We start from the raw sequence: 12,464 nt of genomic DNA on the forward strand, positions 1-12,464 counted from the left end.
CGAGGAGGCTCGCGCCGGTGATGTACGCGGCGGCGTCCGAGGCGAGGAGGAGGTGCTCGGGTCCCTGGAAGGGTTCAGAGCCGTTCGATGATCGTGACGTTGGCCTGTCCGCCGCCCTCGCACATCGTCTGCAGGCCCAGACGGCCGCCGGTGCGCTCGAGTTCGTTCAGGAGGGTGGTCATCAGCTTGGCCCCGGTGGCACCCAGGGGGTGGCCGAGCGCGATGGCGCCGCCGTTGACGTTGACCTTCTCCGGGTCGGCGCCGGTCTCCTTCAGCCAGGCGAGGACGACCGGGGCGAACGCCTCGTTGATCTCGACGAGGTCGATGTCGTCGATCGTCAGCCCGGTCTTCTTCAGGGCGTGCGCGGTCGCCGGGATCGGAGCCGTCAGCATGCGGATCGGGTCCTCGCCGCGCACCGAGAGGTGGTGGACCCGGGCGCGCGGGGTCAGCCGGTGTTCCCGCACGGCCCGTTCCGAGGCCAGCAGCAGGGCCGCGGCACCGTCGGAGACCTGTGAGGAGCAGGCGGCGGTGACGGTACCGCCCTCCAGGACCGGCTTCAGCTCGGCCATCTTCTCCAGGGAGGTGTCCCGGCGCGGGCCTTCGTCGACCGTGACGGCCCCGTAGGCGACGGTCTCCTTCTCGAAGCGGCCCTCGTCGATTGCGCGCACCGCACGCCGGTGCGAGCGGAGGGCGTACTCCTCCTGGTCGCGCCGGGTGATGCCCCACTTGGCTGCGATCATCTCGGCGCCGACGAACTGGTTGACGGGTTGGTCGCCGTAGCGGGCCCGCCAGCCCTCGCTCCCCGCGAACGGCCCCTCGGTCAGCCCGAGTGGTTCGGCGGCCTGCCGGGAGGCGAAGGCGATCGGGATCTGCGACATGTTCTGCACGCCGCCCGCGACCACCAGGTCCTGGGTACCGGACATGACGGCCTGCGCCGCGAAGTGCACGGCCTGCTGGGAGGAGCCGCACTGACGGTCGACGGTCACGCCGGGCACCTCCTGCGGCAGCCCGGCGGCCAGCCAGCAGGTGCGGGCGATGTCCCCGGCCTGCGGGCCGACGGTGTCCAGGCAGCCGAGGACGACGTCCTCCACTGCGGCCGGGTCCACGCCCGAGCGCTCCATGAGGGCTTTGAGTACATGTGCGCCCAGGTCGGCCGGATGGACCCCGCTGAGCCCGCCCCGGCGCCGCCCGACGGGCGTACGGACCGCTTCGACGATGTAGGCCTCGGCCATGGTGGACTCCCTCGCGCAGGACGACGGTTCACATACGGTGCTCACGTGCTGATGTGCTCCTGCTGCTGTTCGCGTACGGCGATCCCGTCGAGCACCATCGACAGGTACTGGCGGGCGATCTCCTCCGGGCTGTGCTGTCCACCGGGCCGGTACCAGGACGCGGCGACCCACACGGTGTCGCGCACGAACCGGTAGGCGAGCCGGACGTCGAGGTCGGCCCGGAAGACCCGGTCGGCGACGCCCCGTTCCAGCGTGGACAGCCACGCCTTCTCGAACTTGCGTTGCGACTCGGCGAGGAACGCGAACCGTTCCTGCGCCGCCAGCTGTTTGGACTCCTTCTGGTAGATCGCGACGGCCGCGCGGTGTCGGTCGATCTCCCGGAAGGACTCGGTGACCAGTGCCTGAAGCGTCTCCCGCGGGCCGAGCCCGGCGTCCAGGACGGTGTCGTAGCCGTCCCACAGCTCGTCCAGGAAGGTACGCAGGATCTCCTCCAGCATCGACTCCTTGGAGTCGAAGTGGTAGTAGAGGCTGCCCGCCAGCATTCCGGCGTGGTCGGCGATCGTTCGGACGGTGGTGGCGTTGTAGCCCTGCTCGGCGAAGACCTCGGCGGCGGTGTCGAGGAGCTCCCGGCGGCGAGCGGGCGCGGCCGTCACCTGGGGCTTGTTGTTGGTCGGCTTGGTCGGCACGGATCCATTGTGATCCCGGGGGCACGGGTCCATCGCCGGGCCTAGGGGTGCCGGCTGCTGACGGCGACGACCTCGCCGGTCATGTAGGAGGAGTAGCCGGACGCCAGGAAGACGATCACGTTGGCCACCTCCCACGGCTCGGCGTGCCGCCCGAACGCCTCGCTCGCGGTCAGCTCCTGAAGCAGTTCGGGAGTCGTGACCTTCACCAGGTGCGGATGCAGGGCGAGGCTCGGAGCGACCGCGTTGACCCGCACGCCGTACGGGGCCGCCTCCATGGCCGCGCACCGGGTCAGGGCCATCACGCCCGCCTTCGCGGCGGCGTAGTGCGCCTGTCCGGCCTGGGCGCGCCAGCCGAGCACCGAGGCGTTGTTGACGATCACCCCGCCCGTCTCCTTCATGGCGCGCAGGGCCGCCCGCAGGCACCGGAGGGTGCCGTTCAGTGTCACGTCCAGCACGCGCGACCACTGCTCGTCGGTCATGTCGACGAGCCCGGCGGTGCCACCGAGGCCGGCGTTGTTGACCACGATGTCGAGTCGGCCGTGGGTGCGGACGGCGGCGTCGAACAGGGCCCGGACCTGGGTGTCGTCGGTGACGTCGCACGACAGCGCGGTCACCGAGCCCTCGAACTCCCCGGCCAGCTCCGCCTCGTACTGCTTGAGGCGGCGCACGTGCGCGTCACTGATCAGGACGCGCGCGCCCTCCTCGAGGAACCGACGCGCGGTCGTGCCGCCGATCCCCGCACCGGCCGCCGCGGTGATCACGGCGGTCCGCCCCCGCAGCAGTCCGTGGCCGGGCACATACGCCGGGCTCTCGACGCCTGTCATGGGTCCACGCTAACCTACCAAACACTTGTTAGGGAAGATTGGCGAAGAGCGGCGGAAGGACGGCGCGCGTGGATCTGACCCACTCCCCCGCGGACGAGGCCTTCCGGAACGAGGCTCGGGCCTGGCTAGCGGCGCACGTGCCCGTGACCCCGCTGCCCTCGCTGGAGACGGAGGAGGGCTTCGCGGCGCACCGGACGTGGGAGGCGGAACTGGCCGCGGACCGCTGGTCGGCGGTGTCCTGGCCGGCCGCGTACGGCGGACGGGACGCGGGGCTGGTGCGGTGGCTGATCTTCGAGGAGGAGTACTACGCGGCGGGCGCCCCGGGCCGGGTGAGCCAGAACGGGATCCATCTGCTGGCGCCCACCCTGTTCGACCACGGCACCGAGGGGCAGCGGGCCCGGGTGCTGCCGCCGATGGCGCGCGGGGAGGTGGTCTGGGCGCAGGCGTGGTCGGAGCCGGAGGCCGGTTCGGACCTGGCCTCCCTGCGGTCCAGGGCCGTGCGCACGGACGGCGGCTGGCGCTTGAGCGGGCAGAAGACGTGGTCGTCGCGGGTGGCCTTCGCGGATCGGGCGTTCGGGTTGTTCCGCAGTGAACCGGAGGCACCGAAGCACCGGGGGCTGATCTACCTGATGTTCGACCTGCGCGCGCCCGGGGTGAGGGTCCGGCCGATCGACCGCCTCGACGGGAAGCCGGCGTTCGCCGAGCTGTTCCTGGACGAGGTGTTCGTGCCCGACGAGGACGTGATCGGCGAGCCGGGCGAGGGCTGGCGGATCGCGATGTCGACGGCCGGCAACGAACGCGGGCTCACCCTGCGCTCCCCCGGCCGCTACCTGGCCGCCGCCGACCGGCTGGTGGAGCTGTGGCGGGAGCGCGGACGCCCGGTGCGGGCCCGGGACCGGGTGGCCGACGCGGTGATCGGCGCCCGCGCCTACCAGCTCTTCACCTACGCGGGCGCGTCCCGCTTCCTTCAGGGCGAGCCGCTGGGTCCCGAGTCCAGCATGAACAAGGTCTTCTGGTCGGAGTACGACATCGCGCTGCACGAGACGGCTCTCGACCTGCTGGGCGAGGAGGGCGAGCTGGCGGACACCGGCTGGGCGGAAGGGTACGTCTTCTCCCTCGCGGGGCCCCTCTACGCCGGCACGAACGAGATCCAGCGCGACATCATCGCCGAACGCCTGCTCGGCCTGCCGAGGGGCCGCCGATGATGCGCCCGCTCCCGAAAGGCCATGACTGATGCGTTTCCTGCTCACCGACGAACAGCGCGCGTTCGCAGGCTCGTTGGACGCGCTGCTGACCGCTGCCGACACCCCGTCGGTCGTACGGTCCTGGGGTGCCGGCGACGCCACGGCGGGCCGGGCGCTGTGGTCCCGGATCGCGGAGACGGGCGTCTTCGCGCTGGCGGTCCCGGAGGCGTACGAAGGGGTGGGACCGCTTCCCGTGGAACTGGTCGTGGCCTTCGTGGAGTTGGGGCGCCACGCGGTACCGGGCCCGCTGGTGGAGACGGTGCTCGCGGCGGCCCTGCTGTCAGGGCAGCCCGAGCCCGCCGGGCGGCTGCTGCCCCCGCTGGCGTCGGGCAAGGCGCTGGCCACGGTGGGCGCACCCTACGCCCTGGACGCGGACACCGCGGACCTCGTCCTCGCTCTCAGGGACGGCCAGGTATGGCGGGCACCGGGCGCCCGGGACATACGCCCGTCCCTGGACCCTGCCCGGCGCCTCGCCACCCCGCTCCCCGGAGGGGAACTGCTCTGCCCCGTCATCCCCCCGGACGCCGTCCTCTGGGCCCGCCTCGCCACCGCCGCCCAGGCCCTCGGCGTGGGGCTGGCCCTCCTGGACAGGACCGTCACCCATGTCGGGCGACGCGTCCAGTTCGGTGTCCCCACAGGCTCCTTCCAGGCCGTCAAACACCGGCTGACAGACGCGAAGATCGCCCTGGAGTTCGCGCGGCCGCTGCTTTTCGGAGCGGCCCTGTCCATGACGCCGGCGGACGTGGCCGCCGCCAAGGTCGCCGCTTGCGAGGCGGCGTACGCGACCGCCCGGACCGCGCTCCAACTGCACGGGGCCATCGGCTACACCGCCGAGTACGACCTGTCCCTGTGGCTGACCAAGGCGCGTGCGCTGCGCACGGCGTGGGGTGGCCCCGCGCAGTGCCGGGCCACCGTCCTCAGCGGTGTCGACCGCGGCGCATGAGAACGCTCAGGCGACGATGCCGCGCGCCCGCGCCGCCGCGAGCCACTGCGGGAACTCGCCCACCAGACGGTCGTACAGCTCGGCGTCGGGCACGGTCCGGGGGTCCGTGCCGGCGTGGAAGAACCCGGCGTTGTCGACGACCCGCTTCCCGGGCACCGCCAGCTCGTCGAGTCTGCGCAGGAAGTCGAACTGCTTGCCGTCCGGGTCTCCGAACCCTATGAACTGCCAGAACACGGGCAGCTTGGCCGCCCTGCACAGATAGCGTTCCGCGGCGACTTTGTCGCTGGGCCCGCCGTCGGTCTGGAAGACGACGAGGGCCGGGTCCCGGGAGCCGCTGTCGAGGTAGTGGTCGATGACGGTGTCCATCGCCACGTGGTAGCCGGTTCTGCCCATGTGCCCGAGCCCGGAGACGATCCGGTCGATGCGGCCGCGGTGGTCGGCCAGGGAGATGTCGGAGACGGCGTCGACATCGGTGGAGAAGAAGACGACGGGCACGCTTCCGTCGTCGTCGAGGTGCGCGGAGAGCCCCAGCACACGTTCGGCGAGCGCCTGCACGCTGCCGTCCTTGTAGTAGGGCCGCATGGACCCGGAGTGGTCGACCACGAGGTAGACGGCGGCCCGCTGCCCGTCGAGGCCGTGCTTGCGCAGCGAGACCCCGGCGGTCTTGTACAGGCCGACCAGCGCGGGGGCGGTCTGCTCCACCTTGGTGAGGCTGATCGCGGCCATGGGGCTCCCTTCGGGCGCGGGGACGGGGTGCCGAGGCTACGCCACGGCACCACCCGCCTCCCTCCGGCGTGCACTTGGGGCGTCGAGGCCCCTGAGGGGTGTCAGCCGCCCCACTTCTCGCGCAGTACCCGCTCGGCCGGTTTTCCGTGCGGGGAGTACGCCAGCCGCGCGGGGGTCTCCCCACTGTCCGGCCAGTCGTCCCACATCCACCAGCACACCCCGGCCCACCAGGGCAGTCCCTCGAAGGAGTCCAGCAACGCGCGGTAGGCGGCGGCCTGTTCGGCGTCCCCGGCGGTGCGGCTGACGGTCCAGGAGTACGGCGCTGTGGTCGCACCGCGTTGACTGACGTACCCCGCCTCGGTGAACAGGATCCGCCGGTTCTGCCCCTGCGCGTACGCGGCGAGCTTCGCCCTGATCGGCTCCCAGGCGCGGCGCAGCCGGGCGGCGTCGTCGGTGGGCTCCGCGGACAGGGGCCAGTAGGCGTCGATGCCGATGAGGTCGAGTTCCTTCCAGAAGTGGATGTGCTCGTACTCGTCGTAGTTGGCGGCGTAGGTCAGCGGTCCGTCGTAGTGGGCGCGGACGGCCCGGACCACCTGTGTCCAGGCCGCGGTGTCGCCGGACACGCCGGCGAGTTCGGTACCCACGGAGAACTGCTCGGCGCCGGTGTCGGAGGCGATGTCGGCGTAGTGGGTGATGAGGACGCGGTACGCGGCGAACCAGGCGGCCCGGTCTCGGGGGCGGATCCCGGCCCGGTCGGCGTCGCCGGGCAGGTCCACATGCGGCTTGATCATGACCTTGAGGCCGGCCGCGTGCGCGCGCTCCACGATCCGCCGCAGGCTCGCGTCGCTCGCGGTCTCCTCCGTGCTGTGCGGGGTGGAGTCTGTGACGCGGTCCTGGTACCAGGTCGGGGTGAAGGTGACCCAGCGGGCGCCGGTGGCCCGGATGTCGCGCAGATACCGGTCCACGCCCGGGCTGTCGTAGTCGGTGCGGGACCACGAGGGCAGGGCGAAGCCGCGCATCGTCTCCGTCGCGGCCGTGTGGCCGGGGTGCGGGGAGTTCTTGGCCGGTCCGCCGCCCGCCGACGAGCAGCCGCTCACAGCGAGGAGGACCGCCGCCACGACGGCGACGGTCCCCCTGCCCGCGGCGGGTGCCCTCACAGGGACGCCGGGCTGACGAAGGTGTAGCCCAGTGCCTTGATGCCGTTGATCGTGTCCTGAAGCGGCTGGAGCGGATAGTAGGGGTGATAGAAGAAGCTCGCGAACCCGTCCCGCACGGCGAGGTTCGCCCTGGCCGAGGCGATGAGGTCGGCCGGCAGCCGCGGCGGGTGGTTGTTGTACGCGACCGGTTCGTAGTTGCCGATGTTCTCGGGCAGCACCTTGGTGCCGTACACGTCCTTCACCACGTAGGGGAAGAACTGCCCGATGAAGGTGTTCGGGTCGGACGGGGCTCCGCTCAGCGTTCCGGCGAAGTACAGCGAACGCTCCAGCCGGGCCGAGTAGGTCGCGTTGAAGACCTTGTAGTCCTTGGCCGAGGCGGCGTAGTGCGGAGTGGTCCACAGCGCAGGCTTCGGCAGGCCCGCCTTGGTGAACTCGGCCAGCGCGGCGGTGACCCGGGCCTGGGCCCAGAGGGCGGAGTCCTCGGCGACCGGGCCGTCGTAGACGACGTTGTTCGCCGCGTCCACGTGCGCCCGGTAGAACTCGAAGTCGTCACCGGTGACGCCGTTGTAGGGGTTGGCCACGTTGCCGTACTGGTGGGTGTAGCCGTGGTCCATGAGGACCGCGCCCCGGCTCAGCATGTACTTCAGGGCACCGACCACCTGCGGCCGCTGCGCGAGCGTGATCGTCTGCGGGACACCGTTGTTGTAGGTGCCGTTCGGGTCCTTGTAGACGGGGATGACGTTGATGCCGTAGGGGATGTGCTGTGAGTAGAGGTAGTCGGCCATGGCCCGCAGTTGGGCGGGGTCCGCGTCGGGGCTGATGTCCTCCAGGCGGACGATCGCGCGGTGCCGCTCGGCGGTGGCCGGCGCGAGGGCGTCGAAGAGCAGGTCCTCGAAGACGATCACGCGGTCGCTCTCGGAGACGTAGGCGAAGGGGATCTCGCCGATGTAGGTGAGATTGGACGACCGGATCGCCCAGCCGAACGTGTCGCCGTTGGAGGTGTCCAGGCCCTCGGCGAGCCGGGTGACCGCCGGATACCCCGTGCCCGTCAGCACGTTGGGGCGCAGGACTCCGCCGTCCTGCCCGGCCGGGATCTTCCGGGTGAGCGTCTGGCCCTTGTACGTCACCTGCGTCACCGTCCCGACCGAACCGCCGTCCTCGTAGTACGACGTCGTCGGGTCCCATCCGTACTTCTGGTCGAACTGAGCGGTGCCCACCGCGTTCGCCATGCCCCAGATGTTGGCGCCCACCCAGATCACGGGCTTGGTGGTGGTCGCCGCGTCCTGGTAGAAGGCGGCCGGGATCGCGTCCGGGATGTCGCCGCCGTAGTAGGTCGAGCCGATGTAGATCACGGCGGAGTACGAGTCGGCCATTCCGGCGGTGTACTGCTGGACCGGTTTGGCCGTCACGGCGCCGAAGTGGCCCGCGAGATTGGCCGCGGCCATCGCGTACAGCTCGCCCAGCCCGCCATAGGGGCCGGCGGTGTCGTAGAGCACCAGAGCGGTCGGATCAGCGGCGGCGGCGACACCGGCGGAGGACACGCGTTTCGCCGGGCGGACCACGGACGACGTGGTCGTGCGCGAGAAGGAGGCCGCGCTCGCAAGTTTGGTCCTGGTGGTCTTCTTGTGCGACCGGTCGTGGCGCGCCCTGTCGGCCGCGAGCTGGGCCTTCGCCCAACTCTTCAGATCCACGCGGCTGAGCCCGGACCTGACGCCGCCCGCCTCACCGGCGTGCCGGTGACCCCCGGCGGCCTGGGCGCCCGCGGCCAGGAAAGTGCCGCTGAGCAGGGCTGCGACCAGCAGCAGGACGAGAGAGAATCTTGGATATCGCCGTCTCTGACGACGGATCAGTGGATTCACGATCTACCCCCCACTTTGCCAATCGTTGGCAAAAGCTTTGCTGATGAGAAGCATCCGATTCTTTCGGGACGACGCGAAGGGTGTCAATGGGCCGAAGGGGGAATTCACCAGGGCCATGCGGCCCCATCATCGGATCGGACATGTCCTTTTTTCAAATGCTCTTCTGACAGGACCTCGGCGTCTGCTACGTTCACCTTCGCGCGATGGGGACGCGCACTGAAACATGGGGGGACCATGTACGGAAGACCCGCTCTGGGGGCACTCCTGCCCCTGGCAGGGGCGATGGCGGCACCGGAAGCAATACCCGGCCTACCTTTGGCCAAAGCGCTACAGGCGACGGCCGGGGCCGGCTTTCTGCTCTACTGCCTGACTGCCTGTCTGATACTGCTCGCCCGGGTACGGCTGCGCCGGCGCGCACACAAGGCTCAGCTCCACCCCGGAGGCAGCCATGATCATTGAGCTGCTCCTCTGGTCGAGCATCATCCTGATCGCGATGGCCGGCTGTTACAACACGGGTCTGTTTCTTCTCTCGCGCCGCAGAATCAGGCGCTCTCGAGTCGAACGAAGAGAACGCTTCTACGTATTTCTGCTGGCATGCCTGAACGAGGAAAAAGTCCTTTCCGAAAGTCTGGCCCGCATTACCGCGCTGCCCGCCCGTAATTTCATGGCACTGGTGATAGACGACGGCTCGGACGACCGCACCGGCGACATCGCGCTGGCCGCGGACCCCTCCCGGGTGACGCTGCACCGGCGCACCCTGCCGAACGCACGCCGGGGCAAGGGTGCCGCCCTGAACGACGGGGTGCGTCATCTGAAGGAGTCCGGTCTCCTCGACGGTCGCGACGCTGACGACGTGATCCTCTGTGTGGTCGACGCGGACGGCCGCCTCGACTCCCACATCGTGCAGTCCGTGGACCCCTACTTCGACGATCCCCGGACGGGCGCGGTTCAGGTCTGCGTCCGTATGTACAACCGGCGCCAGGGACTGCTGGCCCGTATGCAGGACATGGAGTTCGTCGTCTACGGCGACGTGTTCCAGAGCGCGCGCCGCTTCATCGGCAGCGTGGGCATGGGGGGCAACGGGCAGTTCATGCGGCTCTCGGCGCTCGACACCCTGGGCGGCGACGGCCCGTGGAGCGACAGCCTCACCGAGGACCTCGACCTCGGGGTGCGGCTGATCGCCAAGGGCTGGACCAACCAGCACTGCACGACGGCGGCGGTCTCCCAGCAGGCCGTGCTCAGCCTTCCGCGGCTGGTCCGCCAGCGATCCCGCTGGTTCCAGGGTCATCTGCAGTCGGGTGGCCTCGTCCCGCTCATCCTGCGGGACGTACCGACCCGGGCGGCGCTCGACCTGCTGTACCACCTCTCCAGCCCGGTGCTGATCCTGCTGACCTCGCTGCTGCCGCTGTCCTTCCTCGTCGCCCTGGGCGCCACCACCGTGGCCTCCGTCCAGGCGGGACACTCGCTGGTGTCGCCCATGTGGCTGCTCGGCCCGTATCTGCTCTCGTTCACGGCCGCCTACGCCTACGGCTTCGTGTACGCCAAACGTGAGCGGGACCTCGGCCTGGTGCGCTCGGTCCTGCTCGCCCACGTCTTCGTCCTCTACGGATACATCTGGTTCGCCGCCGGTTGGTGGGGCTTCTGGCGGATGCTCACCGGAAAGCAGACCTGGCTGAAGACGGCGCGCACCTGAGGAACGTGCGCGTTTGAGGTGAGTACATCGGCGCCAGTCCGCATCTCTCATCTCGCGTCTCTCATCTCGCGCCCGCTCATCTCTCCTCTCTGACTCGCATCTCTCATCTCTTCTCTCATCACCTGGCAATTTGCACACCTTTGCGCGGCTCTGCGTCCGCGCATGCCCAAGGGGGGCTCCATGTCCACACACCCGTCAGCCATGCCCGTACGCGCCATGCTGGTGCTCGGGACCCGGCCGGAAGCGATCAAACTGGCGCCGTTGGCACGCGCGATGGCCTCCGGTACACAGTTCGAGCCGATCGTCGTCACCACGGGCCAGCACCGCGAGATGCTCCACCAGATGCTCGGCCTGCTGGGCGTCGACGTACGCATCGCGCTCGACGTGATGCGCAGCCGCCAGCAGCTGTCGGACCTGACCGCCCGTCTGGTCCGGGAACTCGGCGAGGTCATGCGGGGCCAGCGGCCGGACCTGGTCGTGGTGCAGGGGGACACCACGACCGCGCTGGCCGGCGCCCTGGCCGCCTTCTACGAGAAGATCCCCGTCGCCCACATCGAGGCCGGACTGCGCACCGGCGTCATCGACAACCCCTTCCCGGAGGAGCTCAACCGCTCCCTGATCGGGCGCATGGCCCGCTGGCACTTCGCCCCCACCGCGGCCGCGGCCCGGCATCTGACCGACGAGGGCGTCCCCGCCGAGCAGGTCTTCACCACCGGCAACACGGTGATCGACAACCTGCTGTGGGTGCTGGCCGAGGGAACCGGCACCTCCGCGTTCCGCACCGGCGACAAGCGGATCCTGGTGACCCTGCACCGCCGGGAGAACCAGGGCGAACGGATGCGGGGCATGGGCCGGGCGCTGCGCCGGCTGGCCGGACGCGGGGACGTGGAGATCGTGCTGCCGCTGCACATGAGCCCGGCGGTACGAGATGTGCTGCTGCCCGAACTCGGCGGTCACGAGGGCATTTCGCTCGTCGAGCCGCTCGACTACCTGGACTTCGCGGCCACGCTCGCCGAGTGCGACCTCGTCCTCACCGATTCCGGGGGCATCCAGGAGGAGGCGCCGAGCCTGAGCAAGCCGGCGCTCGTGCTGCGGACGACCACCGAACGCCCCGAGGCGGTCGAGGTGGGCGCGGCCCGCCTGATCGGCACGGACCCCGACACCATCGTCAGCTGCGCCGAACGGCTGCTCGACGATCCGGCGGAGTACCGGCGGATGGCGGGCGCGGGCAACCCGTTCGGCGACGGGCAGGCCGCGACCCGTGTTCTCACCCAATTGGCCGAGGACTTCGCCGCCGAAGTGCCGGTCGGCACCGCCACGACCGGGCCATACTCGGCAGCATGACTCCCTCACTCCTGCGTCCCCGTCGTCGGGTTCCCCTTCCGGCGGGGCGCAGGGGTCGTGTCGTCACCCTGTCACTGGCGCTCGCGCTGACCGCGGTCGCCGCCCTCACGCTGAGCCGGTGCGGCGGCGACGGCACACCGCCGCCCAGGCCCTGGGTCGACGGCTCCACGCACGGCCGCTGGCTGTCGGTCTTCAACGGCCACGGCACCAACGTGGGCGACGACCACTCCCTGTCGTTGTCCCCCAAAGCCGCCGAGGACCCCGGCACCACGCACGCGGGGCTGGTCGTGAGCACGGCCTCCTACACGGACGTACGCTATGAGGCTCGGATGCGGGCGGTGCGGCAGTTGCGCGCCGTGAAGCCCAATCCGTGGGAGGTGCCGTGGCTGGTATGGGCGTACACGGACCCCGGGCACTTCTACTACATCACCCTCAAGCCCAACGGCTGGGAGCTGGGCAAGCGGGACCCCGCCTACCCGGGCGGCCAGCGCTTCCTGGCCACGGGACGCACGACCTACCCGGTCGGCGACTGGTACGACGTGCGGGTGGAGCAGCGCGGCCCGGTCCTCACCGTCGCGGTCGGCGGCAAGCCCCTGGTGACCTTCACCGACGAGGAACGGCCGTATCTGCGGGGCAGGGTGGGCGCCTACACGGAGGACGCGACGGTCAGGTTCGAGGGACTCGAGGCGAGTTCGGGCCGATGACGTGCGTCGGCGCCTGCCCTCGCGGTCCGGTCGGGGACTGGGTGGGCAGGCG

11 protein-coding genes are annotated in these 12,464 nt (G+C 70.5%); 5 read left to right on the forward strand and 6 right to left on the reverse strand.

Annotated elements, in window-relative coordinates; genetic code table 11:
• Positions 1 to 74 precede the first annotated feature (74 nt).
• From C3488_RS13665 to C3488_RS13675, 3 genes are read right to left on the reverse strand one after another with little or no spacing between them, the layout of a single operon-like run.
• The gene (locus C3488_RS13665) at positions 75 to 1,232 is read right to left on the reverse strand and encodes an acetyl-CoA C-acetyltransferase (RefSeq protein WP_103839666.1); all 1,158 of its coding nucleotides are present in this window, start codon (positions 1,230 to 1,232) and stop codon (positions 75 to 77) included.
• Positions 1,233 to 1,273: 41 nt separating this feature from the next.
• A complete protein-coding gene (locus C3488_RS13670; RefSeq protein WP_181139005.1) occupies positions 1,274 to 1,918 on the reverse strand; it encodes a TetR/AcrR family transcriptional regulator in 645 nt (214 codons plus the stop codon).
• Between the two features lie 41 nt (positions 1,919 to 1,959).
• Entirely contained in the window at positions 1,960 to 2,742 is a 783-nt protein-coding gene (locus tag C3488_RS13675; protein WP_103839668.1) for an SDR family oxidoreductase, read from the reverse strand.
• A 68-nt stretch (positions 2,743 to 2,810) separates the two neighbouring features.
• Here C3488_RS13675 and C3488_RS13680 point away from each other — a divergent pair, with 68 nt between their 5' ends.
• Both C3488_RS13680 and C3488_RS13685 read left to right on the forward strand, forming a co-directional pair.
• Positions 2,811 to 3,947 (forward strand): acyl-CoA dehydrogenase family protein, encoded by a 1,137-nt coding sequence (locus C3488_RS13680; protein ID WP_103839669.1) that lies wholly within the window; start codon positions 2,811 to 2,813, stop codon positions 3,945 to 3,947.
• Between the two features lie 28 nt (positions 3,948 to 3,975).
• A complete protein-coding gene (locus C3488_RS13685) occupies positions 3,976 to 4,929 on the forward strand; it encodes an acyl-CoA dehydrogenase family protein (protein WP_103839670.1) in 954 nt (317 codons plus the stop codon).
• A gap of 6 nt (positions 4,930 to 4,935) precedes the next feature.
• Here the strand turns inward: C3488_RS13685 and C3488_RS13690 are convergent, their stop codons facing one another.
• From C3488_RS13690 to C3488_RS13700, 3 genes are all read right to left on the reverse strand, one after another.
• Entirely contained in the window at positions 4,936 to 5,655 is a 720-nt protein-coding gene (locus tag C3488_RS13690) for a VWA domain-containing protein (protein ID WP_103839671.1), read from the reverse strand.
• A 101-nt stretch (positions 5,656 to 5,756) separates the two neighbouring features.
• Positions 5,757 to 6,773: a hypothetical protein gene (locus C3488_RS13695; RefSeq protein WP_258053403.1), complete on the reverse strand. Its 1,017-nt coding sequence runs from the start codon at positions 6,771 to 6,773 to the stop codon at positions 5,757 to 5,759.
• Between the two features lie 35 nt (positions 6,774 to 6,808).
• Entirely contained in the window at positions 6,809 to 8,671 is a 1,863-nt protein-coding gene (locus C3488_RS13700; RefSeq protein ID WP_258053404.1) for a polysaccharide deacetylase family protein, read from the reverse strand.
• Between the two features lie 493 nt (positions 8,672 to 9,164).
• Here C3488_RS13700 and C3488_RS13705 point away from each other — a divergent pair, with 493 nt between their 5' ends.
• The 3 genes from C3488_RS13705 (at position 9,165) to C3488_RS13715 (ending at position 12,412) form a co-directional block, all read left to right on the forward strand.
• Positions 9,165 to 10,364: a glycosyltransferase family 2 protein gene (locus C3488_RS13705; protein WP_258053407.1), complete on the forward strand. Its 1,200-nt coding sequence runs from the start codon at positions 9,165 to 9,167 to the stop codon at positions 10,362 to 10,364.
• A 180-nt stretch (positions 10,365 to 10,544) separates the two neighbouring features.
• Entirely contained in the window at positions 10,545 to 11,708 is a 1,164-nt protein-coding gene (wecB, locus tag C3488_RS13710) for a non-hydrolyzing UDP-N-acetylglucosamine 2-epimerase (protein ID WP_103839674.1), read from the forward strand.
• Positions 11,705 to 12,412 (forward strand): calcium-binding protein, encoded by a 708-nt coding sequence (locus tag C3488_RS13715; RefSeq protein ID WP_103839675.1) that lies wholly within the window; start codon positions 11,705 to 11,707, stop codon positions 12,410 to 12,412. The genes wecB and C3488_RS13715 overlap by 4 nt, the downstream gene beginning before the upstream one ends.
• Positions 12,413 to 12,464 lie beyond the last annotated feature (52 nt).

It is taken from the genome of Streptomyces sp. Ru72 (genome assembly GCF_002920635.1).
Classification (GTDB): Bacteria; Actinomycetota; Actinomycetes; order Streptomycetales; family Streptomycetaceae; genus Streptomyces.